The sequence below is a fragment of the Kitasatospora kazusensis genome, assembly GCF_039529945.1.
Taxonomy (GTDB): domain Bacteria; phylum Actinomycetota; class Actinomycetes; order Streptomycetales; family Streptomycetaceae; genus Kitasatospora; species Kitasatospora kazusensis.
Map to the genome: position 1 here is coordinate 80,152 of NZ_BAAANT010000022.1, position 17,101 is coordinate 97,252.

The following is a 17,101-nucleotide window of genomic DNA, read 5'->3' on the forward strand; positions in this document are numbered from 1 at the left end:
CCGTGCCGCGAGCCGCTCCACCGCCGGGCGCTCCGCCTTGGGCCGCCGCGCCCTCGGCCGCTCGACCGGCGGCTCAAGGGTGCCGGGGCCGCCCGTCCACCAGTCCGGCGGCCCGTGCTCGCCGGATCCGGTGGACTCCTCACTCTGCTTCAACGGTTCAGGCCTTGGCGGCGGCCGTCTTCTTCGCGGCGGCAGTCTTGGCGGCCGTCGCGGTGATCGGCTTGGCAGCGCCGTCGGCGTCAGCGGCGGCCGGGGCCGCGCCCTCCTCCGCCGTCTCGTCCTTCGGGCCGATGCCGAGCTTCTGCTTGATCTTCTTCTCGATCTCCTCGGCCAGCTGCGGGTTGTCGCGCAGGAAGTTGCGGGCGTTCTCCTTGCCCTGGCCGAGCTGGTCGCCCTCGTAGGTGTACCAGGCGCCGGCCTTGCGGATGAAGCCGTTCTCGACGCCCATGTCGATCAGGCCGCCCTCCCAGCTGATGCCGTGGCCGTAGAGGATGTCGAACTCGGCCTGCTTGAACGGCGCGGCGACCTTGTTCTTGACCACCTTGACGCGGGTGCGGTTGCCGACCGCGTCGGTGCCGTCCTTCAGGGTCTCGATCCGGCGGATGTCCAGGCGCACGGAGGCGTAGAACTTCAGCGCACGGCCACCGGTGGTGGTCTCGGGCGAGCCGAACATCACGCCGATCTTCTCGCGCAGCTGGTTGATGAAGATCGCGGTGGTGTTCGACTGGTTCAGCGCACCGGCGATCTTGCGCAGCGCCTGGCTCATCAGGCGGGCCTGCAGACCGACGTGCGAATCGCCCATCTCGCCCTCGATCTCGGCACGCGGGACGAGCGCCGCGACCGAGTCGATGATGATCAGGTCGACCGCGCCGGAGCGGATCAGCATGTCGGTGATCTCAAGCGCCTGCTCACCGGTGTCCGGCTGGCTGACCAGCAGGGCGTCGGTGTCGACGCCGAGCTTGCGGGCGTACTCCGGGTCGAGGGCGTGCTCGGCGTCGACGAAGGCGACCGTGCCGCCGAGCTTCTGGGCCTGGGCCGCCACGTGCAGGGTCAGGGTCGTCTTGCCGGAGGACTCCGGGCCGTAGATCTCGACCACGCGGCCGCGCGGCAGGCCGCCGACGCCGAGCGCGACGTCCAGGGCCGTGGACCCGGTCGGGATCACGTCGATCGGGGAGCGGGTCTGGTCGCCGAGGCGCATCACCGAGCCCTTGCCGAACTGCCGCTCAATCTGGGCGAGGGCGTTCTCAAGGGCCTTCTCGCGGTCCGTACCTGCCATGGCTTCCACCCTCGGGTTCTGTGCTGTGCGCTTCATCGTCCTCGACGCTAGCGCGTCCCACTGACAATCGACCCGAATCGGTCTCCGCCTGTGGAAAACTCGCCACCGAAGAGTATAAAGAACATATGTTCGATTAGAACGCAAGACCGCTCCCCCGGCCCGGCGCGCACCCGAGGACGGGCGCCGGTGCGGCAGTACGGGCGCCGTCGCGGCGGCTCGGACACCGCCACAGCAGCGCGGACGCCGGGCTGCCCCTAGGGCCTGTCGTCAAACCCCCGTCTGCGGCGCGACGCCTGGCACGCTCCCCCAGCCTTCGGCCGGGGGTGCCCCCATTCGCCGCACCGGGCGAAAGCCCAAGTACGTCCAGTACGAGGACTTCCACCCGGCACGCCGAGAGCACGCACCGTGGGGGCACCTCCCGGCCGAAGGCTGGGGGAGCCGCGCCGCCGCCCTTCGGGCGACGACGGGGGTTTGACGACAGCCCCTAGCGCAGCTGAGCCGAGACCCCCTGGGTCTGGCAGACCACCCGCCAGACGTCCTTCGCCTCCCAGCCCGCGGCCAGCGCCTGGCCGACCGTCCGGCCCCCGAGCTCGCTCATCAGGTGATCCTGGGCGAACGACTCCGCGTACGCCTCGCCGAAGTGCTCGTACATCCGTCGCCAGAACTCCGTCAGCCTCATGGGACCCAGTATCCCCAACCCGGCCCGGCGTCCCGGGGGCGTCCCGGGGACGTCCCCGGGACGCCCCCGGGCTCTCAGTGCGGCAGCGTGAGCACGCCGGCGCCGACGTACTGCCGGTCGCAGCCACCGGCCGCCGCCGGGCAGTTGGCCGTGGCGGCCGCCTCCAGCAGCGCCGCCAACGCGTCCGGCCCCAGGTCGGGGTGGGCGGCCGCCACCACCGCGACGGCGCCGGTGACGTGGGCGGCGGCCATCGAGGTGCCGGCCAGCGAGACGTACTGGCCGCCGGGCCAGTCGGAGACGATCCCGCCGCGCAGGCCGCCGTCCGGATCGCCGCCCGGCGCCGCGATCGAGATCCGCCCGCGCCCGTAGTTCGAATACCCGGCGGGCAGGCCGCTGCGGTCCACGGCGCCGACCGTCAGCACGCCGGGCAGCTCGCCGGGCAGCCGGATGCACTCGGTGCCCAGCTGCCGGGTCTGCGGCGGGCCGGAGAGCCGGTCGTTCGGACTGCGGCGGTCCGTCCGGGTCCCGGTGAGGTCCTGGCTGTCGTTGCCCGCCGAGGCGATCACCACGGCGCCCTGCCGCCGGGCGTACCCGACGGCCCGGCCGACCGCCTGGATCAGGGCCGCCTGATCCCGGTCCTCGGGGCAGTTGTACTTCCACGGGTCGGCGAAGTAGCTGTCGTTGACCGCCTTGGCACCGTGGTCCGCCGCCCAGAGCAGACCGCAGACGATGTTCTCCGGGTAGTACTGCCCGAGCGGTCCGAGCAGCCGCACCGCCGCGATCCGGACCCCGGGGGCGACCCCGGTGACGCCCTTGCCGTCCCGGCTCGCGCCGATGATCCCGGCCACGTGGGTGCCGTGCCCGCTCTCGGTCACCCCCTGGTCCGGGCGCCAGACGCCGAACCGGGCGTCCGGCCGCCCGTCCGCGCAGGAGGCCGAGGCGTACGGGTCGACGGCGCTCCGCAGGTCGGGGTGGGTGTCGTCGACGCCGGAGTCCAGTACGGCGACCAGCACCCGGTGCAGCGCCCGGGTGGAGGGCGCGGCCCGGTCGGCGGCGGGGCTGCGCAGCAGGACCGTGGAGCCGGCCGGGCGCCCGGTGGCCCCGATCATGGCGAGGTTCCAGCTGCCGCCCTCGTCCGGGTCGGGCACGGCCGCCTCGTCGTCGCCGCCCCACCGGGCCGACTCGCCGCCGAGGGCGGCCGCCCGGGTGCCGGGGCGGAAGTCCCCGGCACCGCTGAGCGGCCCGGGCGGGGCCGCCACGGCGGCCGTCCGGGTCGCACCGACGGCGGCGATCCCGGGCAGGCCGCGCAGCCGGCCGGCGAAGCCGCCAGTGGCGTAGGCGAGCACCGCGCCGATCTGCGGGTACTCCTGGACGACCAGGCCGCCCGCCGCCCGCACCCGGCCCGCGGCCTGCGCGGAGCCCTGGGCGTCCTGCGCGTCGGCCAGCACCAGGTAGCTGAGGTAGGAGCGGCCGGGACCGGACACGTACGGGACGGCACCGCCCAGGAGCAGCGCGACGAGCAGCATGGTGAGCACCGTCCGGACGGCGCCGTTGCGGCGGCGGACGGGGTGCCGCCGCCCGGGCCGGCCGCGCCACGCGGGACTGACGTCGGCCAGGCGCACCCGTTCCATCGCGCGGTCTCCGCTCGTCGGGCCCGTCCAGGGTGCGGACCTGATACATCACCATATGAGCGGATTGTCATACTTGCTTGGTCGGACTAGGTCATCCGGAACCGCCGCCCCCGGCCGCCCGACTTGTCGGTCCCGACCGGCACCATGGGGGCATGGCGCGACGCAGCACCGCAGACCCGCTCGACGGCCCTGACCCGCTCGGCGGCACCGGCCCGTCGGACGACCCCGGCCCCCTCGCCGACGCGGACCCGCTCGCCGGCTTCGCCCCGGCGACCAGGGCCTGGTTCACGGGTGCGTTCAGCGCGCCCACCCGGGCCCAGGCCGAGGCCTGGGCCGCCATCGGCCGCGGGACGGACGTCCTGGTGGTCGCGCCCACCGGCTCCGGCAAGACGCTGGCGGCCTTCCTGTCCGCCCTCGACCGGCTCAGCCACACCCCGCCGCCGGCCGACCCGAAGCGCCGTTGCCGGGTGCTCTACATCTCGCCGATCAAGGCCCTCGCGGTGGACGTCGAGCGCAACCTGCGGGCGCCGCTGGCCGGGCTCCGGCAGGCCGCCGTCCGGCTCGGGCTGCCCGAGCCGGAGGTGCAGGTCGGCATCCGCTCCGGCGACACCCCGCCCGCCGACCGCCGCCGCTTCGCCACCCACCCGCCGGACATCCTGATCACCACCCCCGAGTCGCTCTTCCTGCTGCTCACCTCCGCCTCCCGGGAGGCGCTGCGCGGCATCGACACGGTGATCCTGGACGAGGTGCACGCCGTCGCCGGCACCAAGCGCGGCGCCCATCTCGCGCTCAGCCTGGAGCGGCTCGACGAACTGCTGGAGCGCCCGGCCCGCCGGATCGGGCTCTCCGCCACGGTGCGGCCGGTGGACGAGGTGGCCAGGTTCCTCAGCCCGCGGCGCGGCGCGGCGATCGTCCAGCCCCCGTCGGCCAAGGAGTTCGACCTCTCGGTGGTCGTCCCGGTCGCCGACCTGGACGACCTCCCGGCCGACGGCGCGGCCGACCCGTCGGGGGCGCCCCCCGGCGGCCGCGGGGGCGCCTCGATCTGGCCGCACGTCGAGGAGCGGATCGCCGACCTGGTCCAGTCGCACCGCTCGACCATCGTCTTCGCCAACTCCCGCCGGCTGGCCGAGCGGCTCTGCAACCGGCTGAACGAGATCGCCGTCGAACGCGCCACCGGCACCGCCCTGCCCGAGGCGCACGCCCCGGCGCAGCTGATGGGCGGCTCGGGTGCCGCGGGCGGCGCTCCGCCGGTGATCGCCCGGGCGCACCACGGCTCGGTCTCCAAGGAGCAGCGCGCGCTGGTCGAGGAGGAGCTGAAGGCCGGCCGGCTGCCCGCCGTGGTCGCCACCTCCAGCCTGGAGCTGGGCATCGACATGGGCGCGGTCGACCTGGTGGTGCAGGTCGAGTCGCCGCCCTCGGTCGCCTCCGGCCTCCAGCGGGTCGGCCGGGCCGGGCACCAGGTCGGCGCGGTCTCCACCGGCGTGGTCTTCCCCAAGTACCGGGGCGACCTGGTGCAGTCCGCCGTGGTCACCGAGCGGATGCGGGCCGGGCTGATCGAGGCGCTGCGCGTCCCCCGCAACCCGCTGGACGTGCTGGCCCAGCAGCTGGTCGCGATCACCGCCCTGGACACCTGGGACGTGGACGAGCTGCTCGCCCTGGTCCGCCGGGCGGCGCCGTTCGCCACCCTCCCGCAGTCCGCCTTCGACGGCGTGCTGGACATGCTGGCCGGCCGCTACCCCTCGGACGCCTTCGCCGAGCTGCGGCCCCGCCTGGTCTGGGACCGCGTCGCCGGTACGGTCACCGGCCGCCCGGGCGCGCAGCGCCTGGCCGTCACCTCGGGCGGCACGATCCCCGACCGGGGGCTGTTCGGCGTCTTCATCGCCGGAGCCGACCCGAAGAAGGGCGGGGGCCAACAGGAGGGGCAGCGCGAAGCGCTTCCCAAGAAGGGTGGCGGCGGGCGACGGGTGGGAGAGCTGGACGAGGAGATGGTCTACGAGTCCCGGGTCGGTGACGTCTTCACCCTGGGCACCACCTCCTGGCGGATCCAGGAGATCACCCACGACAAGGTCCTGGTCGTCCCGGCCCCCGGCGTCCCCGGGCGGCTCCCGTTCTGGAAGGGCGACAGCCTCGGCCGGCCGCTCGAACTGGGCCGGGCACTCGGCGCCTTCGTCCGCGAGCTGGGCAGCCTGGCGCCGGAGCAGGCCGCCGAGCGCCTGCGCAGGGCCGGTCTGGACGAGTGGGCCGCGAGCAACCTGCTCGGCTACCTGGACGACCAGCGCACCGCCTGCGGCCACCTGCCCGACGACCGCACCATCGTGGTCGAGCGCTTCCGGGACGAGCTCGGCGACTGGCGGATCGTCATCCACTCCCCCTTCGGCGCCCAGGTGCACGCCCCCTGGGCGCTGGCGCTCGGCGCCCGGCTGCGCGAGAAGCACGGCCTCGACCCCCAGGTGATGCACGCCGACGACGGCATCGTGCTCCGCCTCCCCGACGCCGACCTGCTCGACTTCCCAGCAGAGTTCACGGCGGGGTTCCCGCCCGGGCACCTGGCGGAGCGGCCGGCACCCGACGAGGCACCGGTCGGCGCCGACGCCGCCCTGTTCGACTCCGGCGAGATCGAACAGCTCGTCACCGACCAGGTCGGCGGCTCCGCGCTGTTCGCCGCCCGGTTCCGCGAGTGCGCCGGCCGGGCCCTGCTGCTCCCCCGCCGCAGCCCGGGCCGCCGCACACCGCTCTGGCAGCAGCGCCAGCGCGCGTCCCAGCTGCTGGAGGTCGCCGCCGGGTACGGGTCGTTCCCGATCGTGCTGGAGGCCGTCCGCGAGTGCCTCCAGGACGTCTTCGACGTCCCCGGCCTGGTCGAGCTGATGGGCGATCTGGAGTCCCGGGCCGTCCGGCTGGTCGAGGTCACCACCCCCGAGCCCTCCCCGTTCGCCCGCTCCCTGCTCTTCGGCTACGTCGCCCAGTTCCTGTACGAGGGGGACTCACCGCTCGCCGAGCGCCGGGCCGCCGCGCTCTCGCTCGACTCCCGGCTGCTCTCCGAGCTGCTCGGGCAGGCCGAACTGCGCGAGCTGCTCGACCCGGCCGTGCTGGCCGAGCTGGCGGCGGAGCTCCAGCGCCTCACCCCCGACCGCCGGATCAAGGACACCGAGGGCGTCGCCGACGCACTGCGCCTGCTCGGCCCGCTGAGCACCGCCGAGCTGGCCGCCCGCGGCGCCGACCCGGCCTGGGCGGCCGGGCTGCGGGACGCCCGCCGGACCATCGAGGTCCGGATCGGCGGCGAACTGCACTGGGCCGCGATCGAGGACGCCGGGCGGCTGCGGGACGCCCTGGGCACCCCGCTGCCGGTCGGCGTGCCCGAAGCCTTCACCGAGCCCGTCAAGGACCCGCTGGGCGACCTGCTGGCCCGCTACGCCCGTACCCACGGGCCGTTCACCGCCGCCGAGGCGGCCGACCGGTTCGGCCTCGGCACCGCCGTGGTCACCGGCACCCTGCACCGGCTGGCGGCCGGGGGCCGGCTCGTCCAGGGCGAGTTCCGGCCCGGCGAGGGGCACACCGGCGCGGTCGAGTGGTGCGACGCCGAGGTGCTGCGCAGGCTGCGCCGCCGCTCGCTGGCCGCACTGCGCCAGGAGGTCGAGGCGGTGCCGCCGCGCGCGCTGGCCGCTTTCCTCCCGCAGTGGCAGCACCTGGGCGGGCACCGGCTGCGCGGCCCGGACGGGCTGCTGCGGGTGGTCGAGCAGCTCCAGGGCACCTCCGTACCCGCCTCCGCGCTGGAGAAGCTGGTCCTGCCGGCCCGGCTGACGGGCTACACGCCCGGGATGCTCGACGAGCTGACGGCGGCGGGCGAGATCAGCTGGTCCGGCGCGGGCGCGCTGGCCGGCCGGGACGGCTGGGTCAGCCTGCACCTGCCCGACTCCGCCCACCTGCTCCGCCCCGAGCCCGTGCCCCCCGCCCTCACCCCCGTGCACACGGCGCTGCTGGACGCCCTGGCGGGCGGGTACGGCCTGTTCTTCCGCCAGCTCACCGACCACGTGCCCGACACCCCCGTCCCCGACCTGGTGGAGGCGCTCTGGGACCTGGTCTGGGCCGGGTACGTCACCAACGACACGCTCGCCCCGCTGCGCGCCCTGCTCGGCTCCGGCCGGACGGCGGGTGCCACCGCCCACCGCGCCCCCAGGAGCGCCCCGCGCGCCCGCTACGGCGGTGTGGGGCGCGGACCGGTCCGCCCGGCGGGGGCGCTGCGCTCCGGTCCGCCGACGGCCGCCGGGCGGTGGTCGCTGCTGCCGGAGTTCGCGGCCGACCCGACCGTCCGGGCCGCCGCGCAGGCCCAGAGCCTGCTGGACCGGCACGGCGTCCTCACCCGGGGCGCAGTGGCCGCCGAGCGGGTGCCCGGCGGCTTCGCCGGCGTCTACCGGGTGCTGTCGGCCTTCGAGGAGCGCGGCCGGGCCCGCCGGGGCTACTTCGTGGAGGGGCTGGGCGGCGCCCAGTTCGCCATGGACGGCGCCGCCGACCGGCTGCGGTCGGTCAGCGGGCGGCTGGAGCGCGGCACCGCCGCCGAGTGGCCCGGCACCGCAGCCGGCGAGCCGCCGCAGGTCCTGGTGCTGGCCGCCGCCGACCCGGCCAACGCCTACGGCGCCGCACTGCCCTGGCCCGATCCCCCGGCGGCGGCGGACGCCAAGCCCGCCGCCGGCCACCGGCCGGGCCGGAAGGCGGGCGCCCTGGTGGTGCTGGTCGACGGCGCACCGGCGCTGTACGTCGAACGCGGCGGGAAGACCCTGCTGGCGTGGAGCGAGCAGCCCGCGGCGGTCGAGGCCCTGGCCGCGGCGGTCCGGGAGGGCGCCCTCGGCGCCACCGTCACCATCGAACGCACCAACGGCGAGCCCGCCCTCGGCTCGGCGCTCGGCCGGGTCCTGGAGGCCGCCGGCTTCCACCCCACCCCGCGCGGTCTGCGCCTGCGCGGCTGAAGCGGGTGGGCCGCCGCCACAAGGGCGCGCCCGAGTAGGCGGACACAGGAGGAGCGAACACAGGAGGACGAACGAAGGGGGCGGACACAAGGGGCGTGCACCGGAGGGCGGACCCGGGGGCGGACGCCATGCCCCCCACGCACGGCCCTGGTCGGACCGGACCGGCACCTCGTCGGGTCCTAGGAAGCGCGCTCGGCCTCCACCGGCTCCGCAGCGGTGCGAGACCGCTTCACGACCGGCAGCCGGTTGCTGTGGACGGGTACGAGCCCGAGGCCCCAACCGCCCGCGGCCAACAGGCCCAGGGCGGCACCATCCGTCCGGAGGCCGCTGTCCAGCAGCAGCCACCACGCGAGAACACCCAGCAGGGCGGCCAGACACCAACGCCCGCGCGGACCTATTCGCCCGAGCAGGGCGGACGCCGCACCGGCACACGACCTCGCGACACTCCGCACCACGGCCTCCTTGTCCGAACCCCCGCTCCCCGTGTCCCGGGGAGGTCGAGGCTCGGTCAGGCCGCCACCACGTCGACGGCGGTCTTGGACGAGATCGAACTCATCCGGTCGACGCCGGGGGCCGGCAGCGACACCGGTTCGAGGACCGGCCTGAGCAGGTCGCCCTCCGAGAGGGTGGCCATCGCCGCGAGCTCGGCGAGCGAGAGCTCGTCGCTGACCTCGCGCATGACTTCGGACATCCGGACGTCGAGTGCGTCGCAGATGGCGGAGAGCAGCTCGGAGGAGGCCTCCTTCTGCCCCCGCTCGACCTCGGAGAGGTAGCCGAGCGAAACCCTGGCGGCCGCCGACACCTCGCGGAGTGTGCGGCCCTGGCGCTGGCGCTGCCGACGCAGTACATCGCCCAGTAGGCGACGGAGCAGGATCATCGGTGCCTCCCTCCTCGGACTGCGGATCGAGATGTCACGCCCCCACCGTACCGCCTTGTCCGCATCACGTGCGGGGACCGTGGTCGTGTTCACTCTGGGCTGCACTGGTGCCCCCTCCCCTTGTTCGTTCGCCACCGGACAGTCCGGCCGCCCGCCCGGGACCCGTGGCCGGAGCCACGCGACTCGTCAGATACCTGGTCTGCTGCCTGGATTCTGCCCAAGCAGACCGTCCGGTCTAACCCCATACTCCAGCCGTGGTCCCCAGTTCAGCCCTAATTCAGGAAAACTCAGTGGGAAAAGCTCAAGTCCTGGGGTACTTCACCGCGCTTCGTCGACAAGTCGGCTCAGCAGCAGCTCCAGCGCCCCGGCGACGGCCGCCTCACGGATCGTGGCACGACACCCCGACAACAACGGTGAGGCGACCAGGCTTCCCGTCGGTCCGGCCACCGCGAGGTGGACCGTGCCGACCGGCTGCCCGTCCTGCGGCTCAGGGCCGGCCACCCCCGTGGTCGCGACCCCGTACGTGGCACCGAGCAGCCGCCGCACGCCCTCGGCCATCTGACGGGCCACCACCGGGTCCACCGGCCCCCGGACGGCGAGCAGGCCCTCGTCCACCCCGAGAACGGACGCCTTCACCTCGGTGGCGTACGCGGTCACCGACCCCCGGAAGCCCGCCGAGGCGCCGGGGACGTCGACCAGCGCGGCCGCCAGCAGCCCGCCGGTCAGCGACTCCGCGACGGCCACCGTGGCACCGCGCTCGCGCAGCGCCTCGTGGGCCCGCTCCGCCAGCCCGTAGGCCTGCGGCCTTCCCCCCGCGCCCCCCGGCGCGTTCACCGGCCCTCCCGGGCCTTCGCCAGGCCCTCGCGGCGCAGCCGCAGGGCCTGGCCGACGTAGTCCAGGCCGGTGCCCACCGTCAGCAGCACCGCGAGGCCCATCAGCAGGGCCCGGCCGGTGGCCAGCCAGCCGGTGAGCACCAGCACGTACATGCCGACCGCGATGCCCTGGGTGAGGGTCTTCAGCTTGCCGCCCCGGCTGGCCGGGATGACGCCGAAGCGGATCACCCAGAACCGCAGCAGGGTGATGCCGAGCTCGCGGGCCAGGATGACCACGGTGACCCACCAGGGCAGGTCACCCAGGACGGAGAGGCTGACCAGGGCCGAGCCCATGATCGCCTTGTCGGCGATCGGGTCGGCGATCTTGCCGAAGTCGGTGACCAGGCCCTTGCGGCGGGCGATCTCGCCGTCGAACAGGTCGGTGATCATCGCGATGGCGAAGGAGGCCCACGCCACCGCGCGCCACTTGGGGTCGTGCCCGCCGCCCGCGAAGAGCAGCAGCACGAAGACCGGCACCAGCAGCAGCCGGAGCATCGTCAGCATGTTGGCGATGTTCCAGATCCCGGCCTGCGGGGGCGTCGCCGCCCCCGGACGGCCGGGACGGGCTGCCGCCGGGGCACCTGGCCCCTTGGTCATACCCCGCCTCCGACGAGTTCGGCCACCAGGTCGACGCCCTCGGTACCGACCACGCGGGCCCGGTAGTAGCGGCCGACCACGGCGTCGTCCAGGCCGAGCAGCGTGGTCAGGCCGTCCGTCTCCGGCGCCTGGTGGGCGGCCCGGCCCTCGACCACGCCGTCCTCGACCGACTCGACCAGCACCTCGACCTCGCTGCCGATCCGCTGCTCGGCGCGCTGCGCGGTCAGCTCCTCGGCGAGCCGGGACAGCTTGGCCAGCCGCTCGTCGACGACGTCCTGCGGCAGCTTGCCGTCGAAGCCGGCGGCCTCGGTGCCGTCCTCGTCCGAGTAGCCGAAGACGCCGATCGCGTCGAGTCCGGCGTTGGTGATGAACCGTTCCAGCTCGGCGAAGTCCTCCTCGGTCTCCCCCGGGAAGCCCACGATGAAGTTCGACCGGACACCGGCCTCCGGGGCCTTGCCCCGGATGGTGCCGAGCAGGTCGAGAAACTGGTCCGTGTTGCCGAACCGCCGCATCCGGCGCAGCACGGCCGGGGCCGAGTGCTGGAAGGACAGGTCGAAGTACGGCACGACGCCGGCCGTCCCGGTCATCACGTCGATCAGGCCGGGCCGCATCTCGGCGGGCTGCAGGTAGCTGACCCGGACCCGCTCGATGCCCTCGACGGCGGCGATCTCGCTCAGCAGCGTCTCCAGCAGGCGGATGTCGCCGAGGTCCTTGCCGTACGAGGTGTTGTTCTCGCTGACCAGCACGACCTCGCGGACGCCCTGCCCGGCCAGCCACTGCGCCTCGTGCAGCACGTCGGACGGGCGGCGGGAGATGAACGAGCCGCGGAAGGCGGGGATGGCGCAGAAGGAGCACCGGCGGTCGCAGCCGGAGGCGAGCTTGACCGAGGCGACGGGGTTGTCGTCGAGGCGCTTGCGCAGCGTGCGCGGACCGGAGGCGGGCGCGACGCCCTCCGGGAGGTCCTCGGGGGCGCCGTGGCCGGGCAGCGCGACGTCGGCCGCGGCGGCCTGGCGCTCGACGGGGGTGAGCGGGAGCAGCTTGCGGCGGTCGCGCGGGAGGTGGGCGGCGTGGGTGCCGCCGGAGAGGATGGTCTGGAGGCGGTCGGTGATGTTCGCGTAGTCGTCGAAGCCGAGCACCGCGTCGGCCTCGGGCAGCGCGTCCTGGAGCTCCTTGCCGTAGCGCTCGGCCATACAGCCGACGGCCACGACGGCCTGCGTGCGGCCGTGACCCTTGAGGTCGTTGGCCTCCAGCAGGGCGTCCACGGAGTCCTTCTTGGCGGCCTCGACGAAGCCACAGGTGTTGACCACGGCGACGTCCGCATCGGCGGCGTCGTCGACCAGGAGCCAGCCATCGGCCTCCAGGCGCCCGGCGAGTTCCTCGGAATCCACCTCGTTGCGGGCGCATCCGAGCGTGACAAGGGCGACAGTACGGCGTTCAGGCATAACGCCAAGATTAACGCGCGGCCCCCGGTGCCGTTCGCCCCGGAGGCCGCGCGCCTCACTTCACAAGATCTTTGCCCACGACGGACCGCCTGCTTCAGCCTGCCTGCGGGTCCCCGGGGGTGTACGTGAGGTGCACCACCTGGCCGTCCTCACCCGCCGCGCCGAGGTCCTTGCCGTTGACGTACACGTGCACGGCGCCGGCGTTCCCGATCACCAGTTTGATCTGCTTCGGGTCGGTGAAGGTCTGGTCGGCGCCCTGGTCCAGGTTGTTCTGGAAGAGCGACTTGCCGTTGCCGTCGAGCGCCGACACCCAGCTGGTGTCCTTCTCGGCGACCAGCTTCACGGTGACCTTGTCGGCCGGGGCCGCCGCGATGGCGGCGACGCTCGGCGAGGCCGGGGCGGCCGGTGCGGGCGGCTGGACGGAGGGGCTCGCCGCCGCCGAGGCGGCGACCGCCAGCGGCACGCCGGAGGCACCCGCGGTGGACCGGCTCGGCTTGCCGGCGAACAGGTTGAAACCGATCAGCGCGACCACGGCGGCGATCGCGACCATCATCGCGGTCGTCCAGTTCGGGCGGCGGTGGTCGGTGATCCGGATCGGGCCGGTGTCCATCAGCTGGGCGGGGCGCTTGGTGACGGGGGCTCCGCCGTGCGCGGCGTCGTACCGGGCGACCAGCGCGTCGCCGTCCGCACCGACCGCCGCCGCGATCGCCCGGATGTGCCCCCGGGCGTAGAAGTCGCCGCCGCAGCGCCCGAAGTCGTCCTCCTCGATGGCGTGCACGATCGGCACCCGGACCCGGGTGCCGGCGCTCACCTGGTCCACCGTCAGCCCGGCCAGCAGCCGGGCGTCGGCCAGCACCCGCCCGATGCCCACCGCCTCGGCGGGCCCGGCCGCCTCCTCGCCCGAAGGCACGGCGGACGGCGACCCGGTGGTGGAGTGGGGGGCGGAAGACCGGCGGTTGTCTCGTCGGGGGGACTTGCCGATGGTCACTGGGCGCGCCTTTCGAGCGTTGGCCACCTGCTGAGAAGACAGTCTAGGGGTGGGGTCCAGGGCCTTTTCAAGCGGAGCAGGCCCGAATGAGCACCCTCCGCTGAGGGGACGTACGCTCCGGTCGGCCGGTTCCCGTACTCCCCCGTCCTCCGAACGAGTGAGAGGGTGGGTGAGTCACCCTCAGGGCGGCCGGAGTCAGCCCCGGATACCGAGGATCACCCCGTCCAACTCCTCGGGTGTGACCAGGACGTCACGCGCCTTCGAACCCTCGCTCGGGCCCACGATGTCACGGGACTCCATCAGGTCCATCAGCCGGCCCGCCTTGGCGAAGCCGACCCGGAGCTTGCGCTGGAGCATCGAGGTCGAACCGAACTGGGTAGAGACCACCAGCTCGACCGCCTGGACCAGCAGGTCGAGGTCGTCGCCGATCTCCTCGTCGACCTCCTTCTTGGGCCCGCCGCCGACCGTGACGTCGTCGCGGTAGGTCGCCGTCAGCTGGTCCTTGCAGTGCTGGACGATCTTGGCGATCTCGGCCTCGGTGACGAACGCCCCCTGCATCCGGACCGGCTTGCTCGCGCCCATCGGCAGGAAGAGCGCGTCGCCCTTGCCGATCAGCTTCTCGGCGCCGGGCTGGTCCAGGATGACCCGGGAGTCGGTCATCGCCGAGGTGGCGAAGGCCAGCCGGGACGGCACGTTCGCCTTGATCAGACCGGTCACGACGTCGACCGAGGGCCGCTGGGTGGCGAGCACCAGGTGGATGCCGGCCGCGCGGGCCAGCTGGGTGATCCGGACCACCGAGTCCTCGACGTCGCGCGGCGCGACCATCATCAGGTCGGCCAGCTCGTCGACGATCACCAGCAGGTACGGGTACGGCGTCAGCTCGCGCTGGCTGCCGAGCGGCGGGGTGATCTTCCCCGCCTTCACCGCCGCGTTGAAGTCGTCCACGTGCCGGAAGCCGAAGGCCGCCAGGTCGTCGTAGCGCAGGTCCATCTCACGGACCACCCACTGGAGCGCCTCGGCCGCCTTCTTCGGGTTGGTGATGATCGGCGTGATCAGGTGCGGGATGCCCTCGTACGCCGTCAGCTCGACCCGCTTGGGATCGACCAGCACCATCCGCACCTCGTCCGGGGTGGCCCGGGCCAGCACCGAGGTGATCAGGCAGTTGATGCACGAGGACTTGCCCGCGCCGGTCGCGCCCGCGACCAGGATGTGCGGCATCTTGGCGAGGTTGGCCATCACGGTGTGACCCTCGACGTCCTTGCCCATGCCGACCAGCATCGGGTGGTCGTCCTCGGCCGCCGTGCGCGAGCGCAGCAGGTCGCCGAGGTTGACCATCTCCCGGTCCTTGTTGGGGATCTCCACGCCGACCGCCGACTTGCCCGGGATCGGGCTGATGATCCGGACGTCCGCGCTGGCCACCGCGTAGGCGATGTTCTTGGCCAGCGCGGTGATCCGCTCGACCTTGACGGCGGGTCCGAGCTCCACCTCGTAGCGGGTGACCGTCGGGCCCCGGGTGAAACCGGTGACCTTGGCGTCCACCTTGAACTCCGCGAAGACCCCGCTGAGCTGCGCGACCACCTCGTCGTTCAGCGCACTGCGGGTCTTGCCCGGCCCGCCGCGCTCCAGCAGGTCCAGCGGCGGCAGCGAGTAGGTGACGTCGCCGGAGAGCTGGAGCTGCTCCATCCGGGCCGGCGCGGGGGTGTGCTTCTCCATGTCCACGCCGTCCGGGGCACCGGCCGTCCGGGCCGCCGGAACGGCCGGCTCCTCGGGCGGCGCCGTCCGGTCCTGCACCTGGTGCATCATGCTGGCCACCGCCGGGGAGGCCGGCACCCCGTACAGCAGCGCGCCGTCCAGATCGGCCGCGACACCGGCCGCGATGTCCCTGGTCTGGTACGGGTCGCCGTCCGGCCCGGACTCCGGCAGGGCTTCGTCCGCCTTCCTGCGGCGGCGCCGCCGGCGGACGGCGATCTCGTCCTCCGGCGAGCCCTCGACCGTGATGGGCAGCGCCGACGGGTCGGCGTCCTCCGGCGGGTCGGTGGAGTACTCGTGGCCGACGGCGTCCTGACCGTCGTGGTCCTCGTGGTACGCGGGCTCCACCACACCGAGCTTCTCGCCCAGCAGGCGCAGCCGCTCGGGAATCCGGTTCACCGGCGTCGCGGTGACCACCAGCAGGCCGAAGAACGCCACCAGCAGCAGCAGCGGCACCGCGAGCGGCGGACCCGCGGCGGCCATCATCGGCGTCGACACCGCCCAGCCGAGGATGCCGCCGGCCTGCCGTATCCGGGTCGCGCCACTGGACATCACGGGCGCGCCGCAGCCGATGTGCACCAGGCCGAGCACGCTGAGCACCAGCGCGGACAGGCCGACCACGATCCGTCCGTTCGCCTCCGGCAGCTCCGGATGACGCATCAGCCGGACGGCGACGCCGGCGAGCAGAAAGGGGATCAGCACGTCGAGCCGCCCGAACAGGCCGGACACCACGGTGATCGCCGCCTCGCCGAGCCAGCCCTGCGGGCCGAACCACGTCCCGGCGGCGGTGACCAGGGCCAGCGCGAACAGCAGCAGGCCCACGCCGTCCTTGCGGTGCTCGGGGTGCAGGTTCTTGGCACCGTCGCCGAAGCCCCGGAAGAGCGCGCCGACACTGTGCGCGAGACCCAGCCAGACGGCCCGGACGGCCCGGAAGAGGATCGGCCTCGGCGCGGGCGGCGGCGGCGCTGCCGGGGGCTTGGCCACGGCCTTCTTCGCCGGGGCCCGCTTCACCGGGGCCTTGGCCGGAGCCTTGGCGGCGGCCTTCTTCGCGGCCGGCCTGGGAGCCGCGGGGGCCTTCTTGGCCGGTCCGGGCTTCGGGTTGCGTGCCGCGCTGCCGGGCGTACGTGTGGCCATGGGTCAGCAGCCTACCGGCGCGGGCGAACCCGGGACGAGAGACCCACCAGGCAGGCCCCGCCGGGCTCCTGCCCGGGACGCGGGAATCCTGCGCTCACGGCAACCACAGCGGGGGCGCATGGACTCTGTGCTCACAGCAACCACAGCAGGGGCGCGGGGAACTGCGCGCGCAACCCTGCACCTCCGTAGAGCCCTGGTCGCGCAGTCCCCCGCGCCCCTGGAGGAACCCGATCCTGAACAGTGCCCCCTGAGGGGACTGTCAGTTCGCCCCGGGCCGGAGGGCGTCGAGCGCCTGCCGCAAGGCGGCGAGCTTGCGCTCCAGGTGACCCACCGCCGCGGCCACGCCCGGCTCCGCCGTGCCGTCCAGCTGCTTGGTGAGGGCCTCCGCCTGCTCCTCGACCGCGAGCAGCCGGGCCGAGAACTCGCCGAGCAGCGCACCGCCCAGGGCCGGCTGCCCGCCCGCCTCCAGCTGGAGCCTCAGCAGCGAGGCCTGCTCCTTGAGCTGGCAGTTCTTCATGTAGAGGTCGACGAAGACCGAGACCTTGGCGCGCAGCACCCATGGGTCGAACGGTTTGGAGATGTAGTCCACCGCGCCGGCCGCGTAGCCCCGGAAGGTGTGGTGCGGGCCGTGGTTGATCGCGGTCAGGAAGATGATCGGGATGTCCCGGGTGCGCTCCCGCCGCTTGATGTGCGAGGCGGTCTCGAAGCCGTCCATGCCGGGCATCTGGACGTCGAGCAGGATCACCGCGAAGTCGTCGGTGAGCAGCGCCTTCAGCGCCTCCTCACCGGACGCGGCCCGGACCAGGGTCTGGTCCAGCGCGGAGAGGATGGCCTCCAGCGCCAGCAGGTTCTCCGGTCGGTCGTCTACCAGGAGGATCTTCGCCTTCTGCACCAC

At 74.0% G+C, this 17,101-nt stretch carries 11 protein-coding genes; 1 reads left to right on the forward strand and 10 read right to left on the reverse strand.

Annotated features, from left to right (window positions below; all coding sequences use genetic code 11):
* Positions 1–157: 157 nt before the first annotated feature.
* The 3 genes from recA to ABD330_RS19480 form a co-directional block, all read right to left on the reverse strand.
* Entirely contained in the window at positions 158–1,276 is a 1,119-nt protein-coding gene (recA, locus tag ABD330_RS19470; RefSeq protein WP_344466759.1) for a recombinase RecA, read from the reverse strand.
* Between the two features lie 484 nt (positions 1,277–1,760).
* Positions 1,761–1,955, reverse strand: coding sequence for a DUF3046 domain-containing protein (locus ABD330_RS19475; RefSeq protein WP_344466761.1), 195 nt, complete (start codon positions 1,953–1,955; stop codon positions 1,761–1,763).
* Between the two features lie 74 nt (positions 1,956–2,029).
* The gene (locus ABD330_RS19480) at positions 2,030–3,586 is read right to left on the reverse strand and encodes a S8 family serine peptidase (protein WP_344466763.1); all 1,557 of its coding nucleotides are present in this window, start codon (positions 3,584–3,586) and stop codon (positions 2,030–2,032) included.
* 152 nt (positions 3,587–3,738) lie between these two features.
* Here ABD330_RS19480 and ABD330_RS19485 point away from each other — a divergent pair, with 152 nt between their 5' ends.
* Positions 3,739–8,547 carry an ATP-dependent helicase gene (locus ABD330_RS19485; RefSeq protein WP_344466765.1) on the forward strand — a complete coding sequence of 1,603 codons (4,809 nt, stop codon included), beginning with the start codon at positions 3,739–3,741 and terminating at the stop codon, positions 8,545–8,547.
* Positions 8,548–9,055: 508 nt separating this feature from the next.
* Here ABD330_RS19485 and ABD330_RS19490 read toward each other — a convergent pair.
* From ABD330_RS19490 to ABD330_RS19520, 7 genes are all read right to left on the reverse strand, one after another.
* Positions 9,056–9,424, reverse strand: a complete 369-nt coding sequence (locus ABD330_RS19490) for a helix-turn-helix domain-containing protein (RefSeq protein ID WP_280716093.1) — start codon at positions 9,422–9,424, stop codon at positions 9,056–9,058.
* Positions 9,425–9,742: 318 nt separating this feature from the next.
* Entirely contained in the window at positions 9,743–10,258 is a 516-nt protein-coding gene (locus ABD330_RS19495; RefSeq protein ID WP_425555583.1) for a CinA family protein, read from the reverse strand.
* Positions 10,255–10,893: a CDP-diacylglycerol--glycerol-3-phosphate 3-phosphatidyltransferase gene (pgsA, locus tag ABD330_RS19500; RefSeq protein ID WP_344466768.1), complete on the reverse strand. Its 639-nt coding sequence runs from the start codon at positions 10,891–10,893 to the stop codon at positions 10,255–10,257. The genes ABD330_RS19495 and pgsA overlap by 4 nt, the downstream gene beginning before the upstream one ends.
* Positions 10,890–12,335, reverse strand: coding sequence for a 30S ribosomal protein S12 methylthiotransferase RimO (rimO, locus tag ABD330_RS19505; protein WP_344466770.1), 1,446 nt, complete (start codon positions 12,333–12,335; stop codon positions 10,890–10,892). Before rimO ends, pgsA begins: the two co-directional genes overlap by 4 nt.
* A gap of 94 nt (positions 12,336–12,429) precedes the next feature.
* A complete protein-coding gene (locus ABD330_RS19510; protein ID WP_425555584.1) occupies positions 12,430–13,323 on the reverse strand; it encodes a helix-turn-helix domain-containing protein in 894 nt (297 codons plus the stop codon).
* Positions 13,324–13,518: 195 nt separating this feature from the next.
* Entirely contained in the window at positions 13,519–16,206 is a 2,688-nt protein-coding gene (locus tag ABD330_RS19515; protein WP_344466772.1) for a DNA translocase FtsK, read from the reverse strand.
* 259 nt (positions 16,207–16,465) lie between these two features.
* Entirely contained in the window at positions 16,466–17,101 is a 636-nt protein-coding gene (locus ABD330_RS19520) for a response regulator (RefSeq protein WP_344466774.1), read from the reverse strand.

Coding starts and splice junctions, on each gene's coding strand:
- recA (WP_344466759.1), bottom strand. CDS start 1,276: ATGGCAGGTACGGACCGCGAGAAGGCCCTTGAGAACGCCCTCGCCCAG.
- ABD330_RS19475 (WP_344466761.1), bottom strand. CDS start 1,955: ATGAGGCTGACGGAGTTCTGGCGACGGATGTACGAGCACTTCGGCGAG.
- ABD330_RS19480 (WP_344466763.1), bottom strand. CDS start 3,586: ATGGAACGGGTGCGCCTGGCCGACGTCAGTCCCGCGTGGCGCGGCCGG.
- ABD330_RS19485 (WP_344466765.1), top strand. CDS start 3,739: ATGGCGCGACGCAGCACCGCAGACCCGCTCGACGGCCCTGACCCGCTC.
- ABD330_RS19490 (WP_280716093.1), bottom strand. CDS start 9,424: ATGATCCTGCTCCGTCGCCTACTGGGCGATGTACTGCGTCGGCAGCGC.
- pgsA (WP_344466768.1), bottom strand. CDS start 10,893: ATGACCAAGGGGCCAGGTGCCCCGGCGGCAGCCCGTCCCGGCCGTCCG.
- rimO (WP_344466770.1), bottom strand. CDS start 12,335: ATGCCTGAACGCCGTACTGTCGCCCTTGTCACGCTCGGATGCGCCCGC.
- ABD330_RS19515 (WP_344466772.1), bottom strand. CDS start 16,206: ATGGCCACACGTACGCCCGGCAGCGCGGCACGCAACCCGAAGCCCGGA.